Annotated in this window: 14 protein-coding genes; 7 read left to right on the top strand and 7 right to left on the bottom strand. The window is 65.2% G+C overall.

Translation table 11 applies throughout. From position 1 onward, the window contains the following. Nucleotides 1-30 precede the first annotated feature (30 nt). The 4 genes from FA85_RS08105 to FA85_RS08090 are packed head-to-tail and all read left to right on the top strand — an operon-like array spanning nucleotide 31 to nucleotide 4,203. On the top strand, nucleotides 31-1,338 hold the full coding sequence (locus FA85_RS08105; protein WP_036109859.1) for a hypothetical protein: 1,308 nt from the start codon (nucleotides 31-33) through the stop codon (nucleotides 1,336-1,338). Next, on the top strand, nucleotides 1,335-2,129 hold the full coding sequence (locus tag FA85_RS08100; RefSeq protein WP_036109861.1) for a hypothetical protein: 795 nt from the start codon (nucleotides 1,335-1,337) through the stop codon (nucleotides 2,127-2,129). The genes FA85_RS08105 and FA85_RS08100 overlap by 4 nt, the downstream gene beginning before the upstream one ends. Then, nucleotides 2,126-3,355 carry a hypothetical protein gene (locus FA85_RS08095; protein WP_156108675.1) on the top strand — a complete coding sequence of 410 codons (1,230 nt, stop codon included), beginning with the start codon at nucleotides 2,126-2,128 and terminating at the stop codon, nucleotides 3,353-3,355. Before FA85_RS08100 ends, FA85_RS08095 begins: the two co-directional genes overlap by 4 nt. After that, nucleotides 3,352-4,203 (top strand): hypothetical protein, encoded by an 852-nt coding sequence (locus FA85_RS08090; protein WP_156108676.1) that lies wholly within the window; start codon nucleotides 3,352-3,354, stop codon nucleotides 4,201-4,203. Before FA85_RS08095 ends, FA85_RS08090 begins: the two co-directional genes overlap by 4 nt. 8 nt (nucleotides 4,204-4,211) lie before the next feature. Here FA85_RS08090 and dbpA read toward each other — a convergent pair whose 3' ends face one another. The 5 genes from dbpA to FA85_RS08065 form a co-directional block, all read right to left on the bottom strand. Then, the gene (gene dbpA / locus FA85_RS08085; protein ID WP_036117031.1) at nucleotides 4,212-5,588 is read right to left on the bottom strand and encodes an ATP-dependent RNA helicase DbpA; all 1,377 of its coding nucleotides are present in this window, start codon (nucleotides 5,586-5,588) and stop codon (nucleotides 4,212-4,214) included. Between the two features lie 40 nt (nucleotides 5,589-5,628). Beyond that, nucleotides 5,629-5,910: a hypothetical protein gene (locus FA85_RS08080; RefSeq protein WP_036109870.1), complete on the bottom strand. Its 282-nt coding sequence runs from the start codon at nucleotides 5,908-5,910 to the stop codon at nucleotides 5,629-5,631. A 112-nt stretch (nucleotides 5,911-6,022) separates the two neighbouring features. After that, entirely contained in the window at nucleotides 6,023-6,742 is a 720-nt protein-coding gene (locus FA85_RS08075; RefSeq protein ID WP_036109873.1) for a pseudouridine synthase, read from the bottom strand. A 4-nt stretch (nucleotides 6,743-6,746) separates the two neighbouring features. Continuing rightward, complete coding sequence (locus tag FA85_RS08070) at nucleotides 6,747-7,520, bottom strand: ABC transporter permease (protein WP_036109874.1); 774 nt, start codon at nucleotides 7,518-7,520, stop codon at nucleotides 6,747-6,749. Next, nucleotides 7,517-8,449 carry an ABC transporter ATP-binding protein gene (locus tag FA85_RS08065; protein WP_036109875.1) on the bottom strand — a complete coding sequence of 311 codons (933 nt, stop codon included), beginning with the start codon at nucleotides 8,447-8,449 and terminating at the stop codon, nucleotides 7,517-7,519. Before FA85_RS08065 ends, FA85_RS08070 begins: the two co-directional genes overlap by 4 nt. Nucleotides 8,450-8,531: 82 nt before the next feature. Between FA85_RS08065 and FA85_RS08060 the strand changes: the two genes are divergently transcribed. After that, nucleotides 8,532-9,278: an FAD-binding oxidoreductase gene (locus FA85_RS08060; protein ID WP_036109877.1), complete on the top strand. Its 747-nt coding sequence runs from the start codon at nucleotides 8,532-8,534 to the stop codon at nucleotides 9,276-9,278. 65 nt (nucleotides 9,279-9,343) lie between these two features. Beyond that, entirely contained in the window at nucleotides 9,344-10,570 is a 1,227-nt protein-coding gene (locus FA85_RS08055; RefSeq protein WP_239709117.1) for a peptidase MATCAP family protein, read from the top strand. Nucleotides 10,571-10,580: 10 nt separating this feature from the next. Here the strand turns inward: FA85_RS08055 and FA85_RS08050 are convergent, their stop codons facing one another. Together FA85_RS08050 and FA85_RS08045 are read right to left on the bottom strand one after the other, a co-directional pair. Continuing rightward, the gene (locus FA85_RS08050; protein ID WP_036109883.1) at nucleotides 10,581-12,677 is read right to left on the bottom strand and encodes a reprolysin-like metallopeptidase; all 2,097 of its coding nucleotides are present in this window, start codon (nucleotides 12,675-12,677) and stop codon (nucleotides 10,581-10,583) included. A gap of 123 nt (nucleotides 12,678-12,800) precedes the next feature. Further along, a complete protein-coding gene (locus FA85_RS08045; RefSeq protein WP_036109886.1) occupies nucleotides 12,801-14,687 on the bottom strand; it encodes a reprolysin-like metallopeptidase in 1,887 nt (628 codons plus the stop codon). 196 nt (nucleotides 14,688-14,883) lie between these two features. On the opposite strand from FA85_RS08045, the gene FA85_RS08040 reads away from it, so the two are divergent. Further along, nucleotides 14,884-17,184: an NADP-dependent malic enzyme gene (locus tag FA85_RS08040; RefSeq protein WP_036109889.1), complete on the top strand. Its 2,301-nt coding sequence runs from the start codon at nucleotides 14,884-14,886 to the stop codon at nucleotides 17,182-17,184. The last annotated feature ends 80 nt before the right edge of the window (nucleotides 17,185-17,264 follow it).

The raw sequence follows: 17,264 nt of genomic DNA, 5'->3' as shown, positions 1-17,264 counted from the left end.
GAATGACCGCCTCTACCAAGGAGGTCATTTATGCGCTCGACCATGAAGGTCGTCACAGCGGCGAAAGCCTGCGTACCTCTGCTTGCGCTGTTGGCGGCGTCCGTCGCGGATGCCCGAAGTCAGGGGCTCATCCACGAGGAATTCATCCGCGGCGATCATCACGCCCGGTGGACCCTGCTTTCATTGAAACGCGCGGGGCAGGGCGGTCCGACAACGAGATCTCCGTTTCACTCCGATGAAGTCTGGCGTAGTGAATACCTCGAGACGCCCGACTCGATCTACAGCGACCTCGCCGCTCCCGTCGCTCTGGCGGCGAACGAGTACATCCCTCGGACAGGAAACCCGCGCGAGGGGTTGGCTTATAGCGAAGGTACGGGCTTGCATCCAACCCTTGTCTGGCCCCGGAGTCCCCGGGTGCAGAGTGATGAGTCTGGATCCTTCCCGATCGACGCCGGTGTCAATCGAATGATCGCCTGGAATCTCGGGCTGTATAAGGCGCTTCCCACCGATATGCGCAAGGTCACCTCGCAGCCGTTTGGCTGGTATCACGTCGAACCGTTTGACGATAACGCGCGCTTCAACCTGTTCAAGGCGGATATCGGGCCGGACATACTCGAAAAGGCGATGGCTTTGAGTGGCGCCGAACTGTCGACGCTCGGCGCACAGCTGGCGCTCTCCATCGCAACGCTCAGCCGATGGTCGGACTCGATGGATGATCCGGAGCGGTACGGCATTCGCCGGGCCACGCTCGCGCACTTCTGGTCCGCGACCACGCTGGCCGATCTCACCGAACAAGACCTTTCCTACCTGGCAGACATCCTGCGAATGGAACTCACAGTGGCCCAACTGGGCGTTCCCCCGGGTGACATCAATGGCGCCATCGCCATTCCGACGCCACTACGCGTGGCGCGAACCGCGGCAGCCTGGCATGGCAGCCGACCCGGTTATTCCGCATGCCATACCGACGGTAGCCATGATCCGGGGCAAGCGGGCCTCACACCGGAACGACTTGATCGGCCCATCTGCTTTCTGGATGCAACAGATCGTGCCGTGTACCGCTGGTATCGGGCAAGGCGTGCCACCGAGCTTGCGGCGTCTCCCGACGACTTTGCCCATTTCGACCAGGCTGCGCGATTGATCGCCCACTTCGCCGATGTTCGTCCTGTCTGGGCCGGCGCCTATGCCGACGAGGCGGCTGACTGGGCGGTCCACGCCGAAATCATCGAGGCGCAACTGGTCGCGACTCAGACGCTTGGCTCAATGGCGTCCGATGAGGCCGGTTTTCTGCGCATGACAACCCGCGCCAATCAGCGCATCTGCCGGAGTCGTGAGCCATGACCTTTCGTCGACGAAAACTCGCCATCGGCGGCTTGTTTGTTGCTTTGGTTTCCCTGGCTGATTCGTCCGGAGCGGCGGAAGTGATCAAAGAGCCGCTCAAGGATGACTTTCTCAGGTCAGGTGTCATGGCCAGGCTCCTGGCGTCTTTCGACGCGCACGCCGATGCGGCCCGGAAATGGTACGTCGATGCCTTTCATGGGCGACCCGTGGCTCGCGAAACGTTCGATCGCTTTGGCCAGTCGCTGGAGACCGATCGCATCGTCAGTTTTACCTACGAATACAACCGGGACGGAAAGGCCATGACGCACGTCTACCATGGTCGTTCCGGCGCCAATAACCCGTGGCGTGCCCTGCCTTCTTCACGACGCGCCGCGCCCTACGCGTCGTACTTTTCCCGTGTGTCCGCAGACACGGTAGTGTGGAACCGCGAGAGGCTTCCTGCGGGCCGCGATGCCGAGCGTAAGATCGCCCGCCAGATCGAGCGCGATATTCGTGACGGTCTGGTGTCTTCGGGCGGAACATTGCGCGGATTCAGCAGCGCAGCCCCTTGCGGGGCCTGCGAAAGCGCCTTGCGCACGCTCTCGGACAGATGGGGGATATCGGTCAGAGTCACTCATTACGTCGAGGGTGGTTCCGCTCATCGACGCTTTCAGAACTTTCGCAAGCAGTATATCGAGTCGATTTATGCAGCGCTGAATGGCACTTCGTTGAACCGCCCGTATGCTGCTTCTTCCGGGGCGTTGCCAGTGCCGACGTGTATGCGAACGTCGCAGGTGGAGGTCGCCGAATGAAACGACACCTCAAAGCATCGCGGCGTGTTCATCGTTACCGCGGGAGGACGATCGTCTTTTTGCTGCTGGCGTCCGCCCATGCCGTCGCTACGCCAACGGCGGAGCGATTCCACTCGCCCCCGTCACTCGGTGACGCGTTTCAGGCGTGGACGTTTCATTCACTCGCCAGGATGGACGCGCAGAGCCTCGGCGACTTTCATCCTCTCCAGGCGGATGTCGCCTGGCGTAGCGAGTATCTGAAGGACCCGGGCTCCATATACAGCGACCTGCATCCGCATCTCTTCTCCAGGATCGCCGGCGAGCCGCCACGCCCCGATGTCTTCCCCGCCGATGTTTCCAGCGGACGAAAGATCGCATGGGACCTGGGCTTCGATAAGGCGCTCATCGGATATCAGGTCCTTCCTGGGTATCCGCAACGACTTCCGATCACCGCACATCATCCCCTGGTTTCCGCCAGCCTGGAAAAAGCGGGTGTGCGGCGGCGTTACTTCGATCTTGCATACAAGCTCAGCGGCACGGAGCTCTCCATGATCACGGCGGAGATGGCCGTGGCTTTGGAAGTGCTCCGGCATTGGGTCGACACCACACCGGTCGACGACCACGGCATGTTGGGCGTCAACGCGCATGCGCTTGGACGGTTCGAGGCTGCCGATAATCTCGCGGATATTCCGGACGCCGATCTCGCCTACCTCGCGGATGTCCTGCGTCTGGAACTGTCGCTATGGAATGCGGGCCGGGCAAATGCCGAAGGCTCGAATGCGGTACCTCAGCGGGAACTGCCGACTCCCCTGCGCATCGCCCGGGTGGCGGCCGCCTATCGCGCGTCGCAACCGCCCCTCTATACGGCGTGTCTGGCCGACGGGCAGCGAGATCCGACGACATCGGGCGACAATCCCGAGGACTTGTCGCGCCCCATCTGCTTTACCGACGCAACCGACCGGGCCGTCTATCGATGGTATCGCGCCGCTCGCGCACACCAGTTGGCGCAGGCGCCCGAAGCATTCTCCCGCTTCGACGTCGCGGCGCGCCTGATCGACACCTTTGCCGATGTCCGTCCCGCCTGGGCGGGCGCGTACACGAACCAGGCGCTGGACTGGTCGAACCATGTCGAGGTCGTCGAGGCACAGATGGCGCTCGCTGGGGACGCCTCGGGCAGTCACGACATCACCTTCTACCGTCTCGTCGAACGAGCCAACCTGCTCATCTGCCGGAGGTCCCTGCCATGAAACATCGTTACGGGCGTTTTGGGGCTTATCTTCTTGCCATTGGCTTGCTGTTCGCGTCGGCCTGGTCCGTAGCGGGACCCGTATTGAAACGTCGCGTAGACGCGGTAGGTACGGGCAGCGTCAACGCACGAATCCTCGCATCGTTCCAGACCCACATACGACCCGCTCAGGAATGGTATGTAACGGTGCTCGACGGCGGCACACCCAGCACCGCTCAGTTCGCGGCATTCTCGCGGCAGTTCGCGACGGCCACCTTCGTCAGTTTCACGTACGAGTACACAGTCAACGGCCGGTCGATGCAGCGCGTGTATCACGCACGCTCGGGCCATAACGAGCCGAACACGGGAATGGCCGGCGTTCGTGCGCCCAGGTCCTACCGGAGTTTCTTCACGCATCAGGGCGCCGACATCGTCGCCTGGCACGATGCACGCCCCAACACGAGTACGGTGACCGTGTCTCCCGTTCCCGGCGACAACTTTCCGCAGCAGCGTAAGCGCGACGCGGAGCTGAAGGTCGCCCAGCGCATCGAGCGCGACATTCTGGCGGGTCGCGTTCCGGCGGGAGGTCAGCTCTATGGGTTCTCGAGTCAGGAGCCTTGTGCGTCTTGCGAAGCGGCACTACAGGCACTGTCGGACCGCCGTAACATCACCGTGAGGGTCTCGTTTCTCGGTTTTGGCAGCGCGGCATATACGGCGTTCGACCGTCTCCGGCACCAGCATCTGACGTCCATTGAGGTGGCGGTCAATGGGGGGCAGCTGAACCTGTTGAACCAGTCGGCCGAGTCGCCGGATGCCCGGGTTGGAGTCGCATGCATCGACACGCCGGGGGATGGCGAGGTGGCCGACTGAGCGAGCCGTCAACCCAGGGGGCGTACGCGAAACGTGCGCCCCTTGATCTTCCCGGCGCGCAAGCGCTCGAGCGCCCGGTTGGCAAGATCCCGTCGGATCGCCACGTATGCGCGCGTCGCAAACACGTCGATCTTGCCGATGTCCTTGCCGTCCAGGCCCGCGTCGCCGGTCAGCGCACCGAGGATGTCACCGGGCCGCATCTTGTCTTTGCGGCCACCGTCGATGACCAGGGTCTTCATCGGTGCGAGGTTGAGGACTTTCTTCCCTTCGGGTTGCGCGCGGGCCGGATGCCGCGGGATCGTGCCGCCGAGACGCTCTTCGATCGCCTTGATCTTCGGCAACTCGCGGGAGCTCGCCAGCGAAATGGCCATGCCGTTGGCGCCGGCACGTCCCGTGCGCCCGATGCGATGCGTGTGCGTGTCCACGTCGTGTGCGATGTCGTAGCTCACCACGAGGGGCAGGGCGGCGATGTCGAGTCCGCGCGCGGCGACGTCGGTCGCCACGAGGATCGAGCAGCTGTGATTGGCGAAGCGCACCAGCACCTCGTCACGATCGCGTTGTTCGAGGTCGCCATGCAGGGCAAGCGCCGTGAAGCCGCGCCGGTCGAGCTCAGCGGCCAGACTCTCGGTGTCCTTGCGCATGTTGCAGAAGACCAGGGTGGCATCGGGTTTTTCGTGCGACAGGATGCGCGCAAGCACGTCGGCTTTCTGCGCGGGCTCGACCTCGACCACGCGTTGCTCGATGGTCGGGACGTCGTGCGGCTCGTCAGCGGTGACCGTGACGGGGTCGCGCTGGACGCGTCCGCTCATCGTGCGGATGTCATCCGGATACGTGGCGGAGAACAGCAGGGTCTGGTGGTGCTTCGAAATGCGCTTGACGATGTCGTCGATGGCTTCCTCGAAGCCCATGTCGAGCATCCGGTCCGCCTCGTCCAGCACCAGCATCTTGATGCCGCCACCGTGCAGGCTCTCGCGTTTGAGGTGCTCCTGCACCCGGCCGGGCGTGCCGACGACGATGTGCGGATCGTGTTCCAGCGACGCCAGCTGCGGGCCGAGCGGCATGCCACCGCAGAGTGTCAGCAGCTTCACGTTCGGGATGTTCACGGCCAGCCGTCGCAGCGCCTTGCTGACCTGGTCGGCCAGCTCACGGGTGGGGCACAGCACGAGTGCCTGCAGGCGGATTTCGTCGGGGTCGAGCTGCTGTAGCAGCCCCAGCCCGAACGCCGCTGTCTTGCCACTACCGGTGCGGGCCTGGGCGATGACGTCGCGGCCCTCCAGAATCGGCGGCAGGCTGTCCCGCTGGATCGGCGTCATCGACGTGTAGCCGAGGCCGTCGATGGCGGAGAGCAGGGCGGGCTTTAGGGGCAGGGAAGCAAAGGTATCCATGGCGGCATGATCGCACATCGTCCCCCGGTAGCCCTCCCTGTCAGCATCCGGGCGCGGCGGACGGTTCCGCAGAGACGGTGTTGTCTTCCGTGGACGAACCCTCCGAGACCCGGGGCAGGCGCGGTGGACCCAGGCGAAACGACCGCCGCCGCCACGAAAAGCCCTTGAACGTCCGGTCGAGAGCGCGCGGACTCAGGTCGCGGCGAATCTGGGCGGCGCGCGCGCTGTCCAACACGTCACGGGCCAGTAGCGGCTCACCCGTGGAGCCGAACATGTGGCTGACCCTGACCTCGATGCCGTATTCGTCCGACAGTTTGCGCATGGCATCCTCACAGGAGCCGCACGTAGCGCCGCCGATTTCACCGCGTATGCGTCCACCACGAGGGATCACACCTGCACGGATGTCATTGCTGATGCGTCGTAGGCGAAACTACCTACCATTGGGTCCGCGAGGGCAGGAGGCCCTTCAGTTCGGCCTCGGTCAGGTTCCGCCACTGGCCGGGCTTCAGGTGCCCCAGCTTCACGTTGACGACGCGCACGCGCCGCAGCTGGGTCACCCGGTAGCCGAACTCGGCGGCCATCAGGCGGATCTGCCGGTTCAGACCCTGCGTGAGGATGATGGCGAAACCGAACTTCGCGATCTTCCTCACCTTGCACGGCCGGGTCATCTGCCCATGGATGCGCACGCCCCTGGCCATGCCGCGCAGAAACTCATCGGTCACCGACTTGTTCACCGCCACGAGGTATTCCTTCTCGTGGTTGTTCTCCGCACGCAGGATCTCGTTGACGATGTCCCCGTTGCTGGTCATCAGGATGAGGCCTTCGGAGTCCTTGTCCAGCCGACCGATCGGAAAGATGCGCTGCGGATGGTCGACGAAGTCGACGATGTTGCCGTCGACGGTCTGGTCCGTCGTGCAGGTGATACCGACCGGCTTGTTCAGTGCGATGTACACGCCGCGGCTTCTGGACGGGCTTGCGATCAGCGTGCGCGCGACCACCACCTCGCCATCGACCTTGACCACGTCGCCGTCGAGCGCCTTGGCGCCCGTGCTCACGACTTCGTCGTTGATCGTAACGCGGCCGGCGATGAGCAGCTCGTCGGCCTCGCGTCGCGAGCAGAGTCCCGCCTCGCTGATGTACTTGTTGACGCGCATCGGCTTACGAACGCATTCCGACGCCGCGGCTGAGCAGGCGCAGTGCCACGGCCGACAGGCCGACCACGAAGACGATCATCACGATGAACGCCGTGACGATGGGCACGTCGCTGACGCCGAGCACGCCGAAGCGGAACGCGTTGACCATGTACAGGATCGGGTTGACCAGCGAGATCGAGCGCCACGGCTGGCCGAGCAGGTCGACCGAGTAGAACACGCCGCCCAGGTAGGTCAGCGGGGTGAGCACGAAGGTCGGGACCAGCGCGATGTCGTCGAACTTCTTCGCGAATACGGCATTGACGAAGCCGGCCAGCGAAAACACCGTGGCACCCAGTACGACCGACAGGAAGGTGATGATCGGATGGGACACGTGCAGGTCGGTGAAGAACAGCGCGATCAGCAGCACCAGTGCGCCGACGACCACGCCACGCACGACGGCGCCGATGACGTAGCCGAGCAGGATCACCCAGTTGGGCATCGGCGACACCAGCATCTCTTCCACGTATCGGCCGAACTTGGCGCCGAAGAAGGATGACGAGATGTTGCCGTAGCTGTTGGTGATGATGCTCATCATGACCAGACCCGGCACGATGTACTGCATGTACGTGAAACCATGCATTTCACCGATGCGGCTGCCGATCAGCTTGCCGAAGATGACGAAGTACAGCGTCATCGTGATGGCCGGCGGGATCAGCGTCTGCGTCCAGATACGCATGATGCGCATGATCTCGCGACGGACGAGAGTGCCCAGCGCGACGAGGTTGGTGGAGGCGCTCATGCCGCGTTCTCCCGGCCGTGCTCGACCAGTCGGACGAAGAGTTCCTCCAGCCGGTTGGACTTGTTGCGCATCGAGGTCACGGTGACGCCGTGGCCGGAAAGCGTGGCGAACAGGGAGTTGAGGTCGTGCGAGCGGGACATCTCGGCTTCGATGGTGTGGTCGTCCAGCGCGCGCAGCACCACGCCGGCCGGGGTCGGCAGGCTGGCCGGCACGCTGGCCACGTCGAGCACGAAGGTCTCGACGTCGAGGGTGGCGAGGAGGCTCTTCATCGATGTGTTCTGGACGATGCGGCCCTGGTCGATGATGGCGATGTTGCGGCAGAGCTGTTCCGCTTCCTCGAGGTAATGCGTGGTGAGGATCACCGTCGTGCCGGCCTCGTTGATGCCCGAGACGAACTGCCACATCGAGCGCCGGATCTCGATATCGACGCCGGCCGTCGGTTCGTCGAGGATCAGCAGCTTGGGCTCGTTCATCATCGCGCGGGCGATCATGAGGCGGCGCTTCATGCCGCCGGACAGGGTACGCGCCTGCAGGTGCGCCTTGTCCCACAGGCGCAGCTCCTTCAGGTACTTCTCGGCGCGGACCCGGGCTTCCGCCCGGCCGACGCCATAGAAACCGGCCTGATTCACGCAGATGTCGAAGGGCTTCTCGAACTGGTTGAAGTTGATCTCCTGGGGAACCAGGCCGATCAGGCGCATCGCGTCGCTGCGGTGCTTGTGGATCGATACCCCGAAGATCTCGGCGTCGCCCGAGGTCGAGTTGACCAGGGAAGACAGGATGCCGATGAGGGTGGATTTGCCGGCGCCGTTGGGGCCGAGCAGGGCGAAGAAATCCCCCGGCTGGACGGTCAGGGAGATGCCCTTGAGGGCCTCCACGCCGTTGCCGTAGGTTTTCCGGAGATTCGTGACGTGCAGAGCGGGGATGGTCATGGGCTGCGCCGGGATGACAAGCCGCCTATTATACCGGGCTTTGCCGGGTCCCCTCGTTCCCTGGCGTCAACAGAGACTTTCCATGGCCGAACAATTCGAGCTCCGTCTGACCGACAGCTTCATGCTTGCCCCCTCGGTCCGGCACCTGTCGTTCGAGCGGGTGGACGGTCAGCCGCTGGCCTTTGTCCCGGGCCAGTTCCTGCAGGTCCACTTCCACTACGACGACGGCAAGGCGACCAAGCGCAGCTACTCGGTCGGCAGCGTGGGTGACGGCAGCAGCCCGGTCCAGCGGATCGAGATCGCCGTGAGCTATGTCGAGGGCGGGGCGGCGACGAAGCTGCTGGGCGACCTGGAACACGGCCAGACCGTGGACGCCAGCGGCCCTTACGGCCGCTTCTGCCTGATGGACGGCGACCGGAACGCGCGTTATATCCTGATCGCCACGGGCACCGGCGTGACCCCGTACCGGGCCATGCTGCCGCAGATCGAGGCCCTGATCGCCAGTCGCGGCTGCCGTTTCGTGCTGCTTTACGGCGCCCGCAACGAGGGTGAACTGCTCTACGGCGAGGAGTTCGAGGCCTTCGCGCGCAAACATGAGGGCTTCACCTTTCACGCCTGCCTGTCCCGCGGCGCCCGTCCCAGCCCGCGTCCGCACGACCGCCTGGGTTACGTTCAGGACATGCTGGCGGAGCTGGAGCCCAGCGCCGAGGGGGATATCGCCTACCTCTGCGGCAATCCCAACATGGTCGATGCCGCGTTTTCGGCACTGAAAGACCATGGTCTGCCCGTCCAGCATATTCGCCGGGAGAAATACATCTCCTCGCGCTAAACTCGCCCCCCATGCACGCCTACGCCGCCCCGTCTGACCTCTCTGCCGAGATGCGGCGGTACGCGATGCTCGACCAGCGCCTGCTCGCTGCCGTCCGCGCCATCCGTATCCTGCCCACGGTCTCCTGGCCCGCCTCGGTCGAAGAACGCCTGATCGCGGAGTTTGGCGCCGGACGGCTCTCGATCCCGACCATCGCCTACCACCCGCCGCGACTGGGCGACACGCGCGCCGAGCTGGAGGCGATCGAGGCCGAAGCGTCCGAGGATCATCCGATCGCCGACTACCTGCGGCGCACGGCCGAGTCGTGGCGGATCGCCACGCAGATGCTCGAGTCCGCCGGCACCGACGGCGTCACGCAGGCATCCGTCGCGCTTTACGGTCGCCCCGGCGATGCCATACCGGGCAGTAACCGCAGCAACCTGGATGCCGCCCGCTATTTCGTGGACCTGGCGGACGAACTGGGCGCGGACCTTGAAACCGAAGACGCCACCGGCAACATCCCCGCGGAAGAGCTGCGCCGCGACATGGCCTCCCAGCTGGACGCGTTCTTCTCGCCAGGCACCATCTCCGTCGAGGTGGATCCGGAGCTGACCGCGAAGGCGGCGGCCGGCGCGACCCGCATCCGTCTGCGCGGTGGTATCCGTTTTACCGAATACGATCGTCACCAGTTGCTGGCCCATGAGGCCTTCGTCCATTCGCTCACCGCGTTGAATGGTCGCGAGCAGCCGGTCCTGGCATCGCTGGCGCGCACGTCGCCACGTGTCACCGCGACGCAGGAGGGCCTGGCGGTGTTCGCCGAGCTGATGTCCGGCGCCATCGATATCTCGCGGCTGAAGCGAATCAGCCTGCGCATCCTGGCGATCGACATGGCCCTGAACGGTGCCGATTTCGTCGAGGTGTTCCGGTACTTCCGTGAGTGCGGGCAGAACGTCGCCGACAGTTTCCACTCGGCGCAGCGAGTCTTTCGTGGCGTGCCGCTCAGCGGCGGCTCGGCGTTTGCGAAGGACAACGTCTACCTGACCGGGCTGCTCGCGGTGCACACCTTTTTTCGCTGGGCGTTGCGGCAGCGCCGTCTCGACCTGCTGCGCAACCTCTTCGCCGGCAAACTGGCACTGCACGACGTCATGAGCCTCGAAGCGCACTTCGCGAGCGGCGATATCGCGGCCCCGCGCTATCTCCCGCCGTGGATGCAGCACGTGCATGGGCTGGCGGGGAAGCTGGCGTTCTCGCTGTTCGTGAATCACATCCACATGGCGGGCGTCGAGGCCGAGGAAATTTCGCTCGGCCTCTGAACGGCGTCGATCAACGGATACGGAAGTCGCCGGGCGACAGGGCGAAGAAGGGCGTGCTCGTGTCGCTACAGGCAACCGACAGTCGACCGCGCATCGTTGGCGCGACGGTCCCGGGGATGGTGAAGCGCGCCGTTCCGTTGTTCCTCACACGGGTGAGCAGGTTCTCTTCGAGCCAGCTTTCGCCGCCGTCCACGGATAGCCTGACGTCCACACTCGTGCAGGAAAGCGGGGGCTTGTCGGTGCCGGCGACGCGCCATTTCACGGCGATCGCCTTGCCGCGGCTGAGCGTTGCGCTTTTCCGGGGAGCGACGACCTCGAATGCGGCGCCCGTGTCGACGACGTCGACCGTGATATCGCGGCTGACGACGTGCGCCAGCTGGTCGAGGTTGTCGCGTGCGGTGAGCCGGAAGTTCAGCGTGCGATCGCGCATGGGGAAGGTGTCGCCGCGACCGATCGGCTCCTTGCCAAGCAGCACCCCGGTCGCCGGGAAGGTCTGGCTTCCGCTGGCAGTGGGGCGTCGCGACCGGAACAGCGGTCCGTTGCCGGTATCCGTGAGTTCGGCCGTGGTCTGAGCGCGGCCGCGGTCGATCTGCTCGAACGTGTACGTAGGTGTGGCACCAGCATGCACGTAGCTCAGTGCCCCCGCCAGTTCGAACGGTGTCCGCGCGGGGACCGCCACATAGGACGGGTAGCTGGTGTCGACCATCGGGGTGCGGATCGGGTTGACGCGGGTGGCGGCGCACGATCCGCCTTCGGAATCCAGCCACGCGCGGATCTCTCCGATGCTGCGGCCGTGGAAGTAATCGTCCGAGCGCGTCTGCAGGTTGGCGGACGTGATGCCGGCGTAGCCCATGATCGTGGAGCCGCCGCCGGGCTCTACCGCTGCATCGGGCTCGCGCTGATCCGACCCGGAGTCGGCGATGTTGAAGGTGTGTTGTCCGCCGAACTGGTGGCCCAGTTCATGGGCGACGTAATCCACATGGAACGTGTCACCGAAGGGATCGGCGCTGCCCGTCATGCCTGCCGCCTTATCCGCGCCACCGTCTTCGTAGTCCTGATCGGTGACTTTCGTTCCCGGCCGTATGTCGATCGTGCGTGTTGCGTTAAGACATGTGTTGCCGATGCGTCCCGCCAGTCCCGCGGTGCCGGAAGCGACAGCATGCACGAGATGGCCGACGTCATAGTTCTCGCGGCCCAGTGTCTGCGCGGCGACGGCGGCGTTGCGCAGGACGAGCTGGTCGTCGTCCCCGAGACCTTTGAAAGGGTCCGTGTCCTTATCCGCGAAGATGAGTCGGTCGTTGTTCTCCGCCAGCTGGAAATGCACGCCCAGGTCGTTCTCGTAGATCGCGTTCAGCCGGTTGACGACCTTCGCCACGCCGGCCAGGCCATCCTCGACAGTGCCGCCCATCTTCGCGACGTAGTCGCTGCTGGCGCTCATGGCGATGCGAAACGTTCGCAGGAGCTGGCCGCTGCCGGTGCGTGCCTTGCCTGCCCGCGTTCCCGGCGCGGCGGTGGGAAGGCCGCCGCCGTGCGGCGTTGTCTCGCGCAAAGCGGGACCTGCGGGTGCATCCGCTCGCCGGAATACGACGTGGATGGCCGGGGAATGTCGCGAGCGAGCCCCGGGGGCGCGTTTTACCGGCGTTTCGGGCTGAACGATCCAGTCGCCGGCGCGATCGGTCACACGAGCATGCACCGCGCCGGCCGCATCGATGTCGATACGCGCGGTGCGCCCTTCGGCATCGCGACCGATCATGCTGCGCAGCCCGGGAAAGCGCGCGGCCAGTCCGGGGGGCAGTACGCCCGAGTCCTCGAGGGTGAAGCGAGTGGCGCCGCTAACGGGCAAAGGAAGCTCGATGGTCTGCGCGGTCTGGCTGCTGCGCCCGACCGCCCGCGCTTGCCCGAAGGCGGCCAGACCGTCGGCGCGCAGTGCGACACGTCGCTGATGAACGGGAGAGCTGGTCGTCGCCGCTGACCGGGCACTTGCGCCAGCACGCGTCACGTCCGACCAGAGCGCCTGAGGAGTGGCATAGGCGACCGGGAGGCCGGATAGCAGCGCAGTGACGGCCGTGAAGAGTACGAGGCGTCGGGGAGGGGAGTACAGGGACATGGAATTCCTTTTCGCGTGGGGACGCGTCGAGATGCGATGTGGGTGGATGCTCCATGACGCCACACGTGCGTGGTCAACATCTGTAAGGGAATCCCGATAGACCGCTAAGCGATGGCCTTCGCGTCACGGCGCGCGGATCACAAAAGGGCCTGGCGATACCGCGAAAAAAGGTCGCCAGTCGCAACGAAGACGAAGACGGGCGACATCGCTCGTCACTTCCGTGGGAAGCCGCACTGTCGCCGAGCCGTTATTCGGCACGTCCGTGGCCAGCGGCGTTTCAAGCCAGTGCGAGCCGGCATCCACCGAGAGGTCGACATGCAGGAAGTGACAGGAAATCGGCTTGTCCGTGGTGCCCGCCACGTCCCAGCGGATGTCGAGCGCGCCACCGGCGACGGCAACGATCCCGGCGGCCGGTGCCGCCATCGCAAAAGCGCGCCCCGTGTCCACGACCCGCACCCGCCTGTCCGCGCTGGCGAGCGTGGCCGTCGCGCCGGCGTTGTCACGCACCGTCAGGCGGAAATGCAGGTCGCGCGATGTGGTTGGCAAGGTTTCTCCCGGACTCGCCCGCTCGTCACCGAGCAGCACCGGAAGACGAGGGAAGGTGCGTTGCGGCGTCGATGACGGGGCGAAGGAGCGAAACAAGGGCCCCTTCCCGTCGTCGACGAGCGGCCCCCGCTGCCCTGTCCCCGCATCCATCTGCTCCCAGGTATAGGTCAGGCGATCGCCGGGGGATGCCGCTTCCACGGCGGCGTCGAGGGTAAACGGCGTACGCGCCGGAATCACGGTGGTTTCGGCCAGCGGCACGGGATCGATCCAGGGTGCGACGGCGGATGTCAGGCGTCGCCCGGCGCAACGCCCGCCGCGCGATCCGAGCCACGCCTGGATCTGCTCGATGCTTCGTGCGTGAAAGTACAGGCCCGGGCGCGGCTGGAGCCAGTGGTCTTCCGTGCCGCAGCCCGACGTGGCGTAGCCCATGATCGTGCTGCCGCCACCCGGTTCCACGGCGCTGTCGTCGAGTGTGGCGCGTCGGCACGCATCGGCGGTCGGCCATGCGCCGAGCTGGCGTCCGAGGACGTGCATGAAATAACCGAAGGCATGCGATGACCCGGCCGGGTCCGCATGCCCGCTCCACGCGGCGGCCTTGTGCGTGGCGAAGAAGTCCGCATCGCGTGCGTCGCTGCACGATGTGCCGACATGACTGTCGCCGCCCTCGAACGTGCTGAAGGCATGGCCGATGTCGTAGTGACGCGACCCGATTTCCCGGTCGATCAACGTGACGGCCGCCGGGCCGGGTTCATGCGTTTCGAACAGGTCGCCACGCGCGTTTGCGACGACGATGCGATGGTTGCGATCCACCAGGGTGAGATGAACACCCAGGTCGGTTTCGAGCACTTCGTTGGCGCGGTTGACCAGATGGACGATCTCCGCGAGCGCGCTGGCGACGGTACCGCCGTTCCTGGCGACGTAACGGCTGCTCGCGGCGACGGCGAGCCGGAAGTCGTAGCGCACGATGCCTCCCTGGCGCGCGCTCCGCCGACGTTTCAGGGGCGTGACCGCCTCGGTGGGTGCCTGCCGCGTCTGGGCGGCGCCACCCGTTTTGGTGACTGGCGTACTCGCGTTGCCGAGGGCAAGGAAGTCTTCCGGCTCCCTCTTCCACGTGTCGCCGGGGCGGATGAGCCACTCCGTACTGCCCGACCGGACGCTCGCCCGGATACCGCGCGGGGAGAGGTCGAGACGAAGCGTGCGGCCTTCGTCATCCTCGCCACGGAAGCTGCGAAGGCCGGGAAATCGCTTCACCAGCCCGCGCGGCAACGTGCCGGAATCGCGGACATGAAAGACGCGCGCGCGACCGTCCGCCAGTGGGAAGACGACATCGGTGCCGGGGCGCGGTGCCAGCGGGAGCCGAAGAAGCCGCTGACGGAGGGCCGTTTCGTCGACGGTGACCGTGGCAGCGAAGGCCCAGCCCGGGGCGAGAAGAAGCGCGAGAACCGAGGGAGCGATAAAACGCATGAGGACGGCCGGGAGACGGGAAGGGCCGACCACGTTAGGCAGCGGGGCGCCCCGGTTCTGCCGGATTCCGCAAGGCAGAAATGTAGGTTTTTCATATCACTGGATGTCGCAATGCAACACACCGCGGCGCGGGAGAACCGCGGTCGCGGTGCTAACATCGCGGGCTACTTTCCCACCTAAGCTCCCACAGGACTCCATGGCCATCTCCGAGGAACTGAGGCAAGCCGCTCTCGAATATCACCGTCTTCCGCGCCCCGGCAAGATCAAGGTCACGCCGACGACGTCACTGCTCACGCAGCGAGATCTCTCGCTCGCGTACTCCCCGGGTGTCGCCGCCGCCTGCGATGAAATCGTCGCGAATCCGACCTCCGCCGCCGAGCTCACCGCGCGCTCCAACCTGGTGGCGGTGATCACCAACGGCACGGCGGTGCTCGGTCTGGGCAATATCGGTGCGCTGGCCAGCAAGCCGGTGATGGAAGGCAAGGGCGTGCTGTTCCAGAAGTTCGCCGGGATCGACGTGTTCGACATCGAGATCGACGAGACCGATCCGGACAAGCTGGTCGATATCATCGCCAGTCTCGAGCCGACGTTCGGTGGCATCAACCTCGAGGACATCAAGGCACCGGAGTGCTTCATCGTCGAGCGCAAGCTGCGCGAGCGGATGAAGATTCCCGTGTTCCACGACGACCAGCACGGCACCGCGATCATCGTCGGCGCGGCGGTCATCAATGCGCTGCTGGTCACGGGCAAGAAGATCGAAGACGTGAAGCTCGCCACCACCGGCATGGGCGCCGCGGGCATTTCCTGCGTCGACATGCTGGTGACGCTGGGCCTCAAGCGCGAAAACATCCTCGCCTTCGATCGCGACGGGGTGCTGCACAGCGGTCGCACCGATCTGGATCCGGACAAGCAGCGTTACGCGCGTGACACGGACAAGCGCACGCTGGCCGAGATCGTCGAAGGCGCGGATATTTTTCTGGGTCTTTCCGCCGGCGGTATTCTCAAGCCGGAAATGGTCGCCACGATGGCCGACCGCCCCATCATCTTCGCGCTGGCCAATCCGAATCCGGAAATCCTGCCGGAAGACGCCAAGGCCGTGCGTCCCGACTGCATCATGGCGACGGGCCGCTCGGATTATCCGAACCAGGTCAACAACGCGCTGTGCTTCCCCTACCTGTTCCGCGGCGCGCTCGACGTCGGTGCCTCCGTCATCAACGAGCCGATGAAGGTGGCCTGCGTCAAGGCCATCGCTGAGCTCGCACGTCGCGAAGCGTCCGATGTGAGTGCACGCGCTTACGGTGGCAAGCCGCCGAGTTTCGGTCCCGAATACCTGATTCCGCAGCCGTTCGATCCGCGCCTGCTGATTCAGCTGCCGCCGGCGATCGCCAGGGCGGCGATGGATTCCGGCGTGGCCGAGCGTCCCATCGAAGACTTCCCGGCGTACATCGAAACGCTGACCAGCTTCGTCTTCCGTACCGGCCTGCTGATGAAGCCGGTGTTCGAGCGGGCGAAGGCCGATCCCAAGCGCGTCGTCTACGCTGAAGGCGAAGAAGAAACGACGCTGCGCGCCGTGCAGACGGTGGTGGACGAAGGCCTGGCCAAGCCGATCCTGGTCGGTCGCCCCGACGTCATCGAAAAGCGTATCGCGCGCGCGGGCCTGCGTCTGAAACCCGGCATCGACTTCGAGATGTGCAACATCCATTCGGATCCGCGTTTCGAAGACTACTGGCGTCTGTACCACTCGATCATGGAGCGCCGCGGGGTCACTCCCGCGTCGGCCAAGGCGGTGGTGCGTTCCCGTCCGACGGTCATCGCGGCGCTGATGGTCGAGCGTGGCGAGGCCGACGCGATGATCTGCGGTCTGGTCGGCACCTACCAGAGCAAGCTCGAATACATCGCCGACATCATCGGCCTGGACGAGGGCGTCTCGGAGGCCTCGGCCATGGCCGCGGTGGCGACGGAGAAAGGCACGTTCTTCTTCCTCGACACCTACGTGCAGGAAGATCCCAGTGCCGAGCAGATCGCCGAGGCCACGCTGCAGGCCTCCATCCGTCTGAAGCTGTTCGGTATCCAGCCCAAGATCGCCCTGCTGTCCAGTTCCAACTTCGGGAGCCGCGAGACCCGCAACTCGCGCAAGATGCGCGAGGCGCTCAGCCTGATCCGCAAGAGCGTCCCCAAGCTGGAAGTCGAGGGTGAGATGCAGGCGGACGTGGCGCTCAACCCCGAACTGCGCGAGCGGATCTTCCCGAACTCGCGGCTCGAAGGTAAGGCCAACGTCTTCGTCTTCCCGAACCTGGATGCCGCCAACACGGCCTACAACATGGTCCGCACCCTGTGCGACGGCGTCGTCATCGGCCCGATTCTCATGGGCGTGGCCAAGCCGGCGCACATCCTGACGCCCCAGGCGACGGTCCGCCGTGTGGTCAACATGACCTCCGTGGCCTGCGTCGAGGCGCAGATCCGTGCGGGTAAGCCCAGGACGGTCGTAAACGACTGATTGCCGGGTTTATCACGAGGCAAATCCCCATACCGCCGCGTATGCGAATACGTTGCGGTATCATGTGAAGGTTTTCCCGC

The organism is Luteibacter mycovicinus (genome assembly GCF_000745235.1).
Taxonomy (GTDB): Bacteria; Pseudomonadota; Gammaproteobacteria; order Xanthomonadales; family Rhodanobacteraceae; genus Luteibacter; species Luteibacter mycovicinus.
This window is presented reverse-complemented; position numbering and strand designations above follow the sequence as displayed.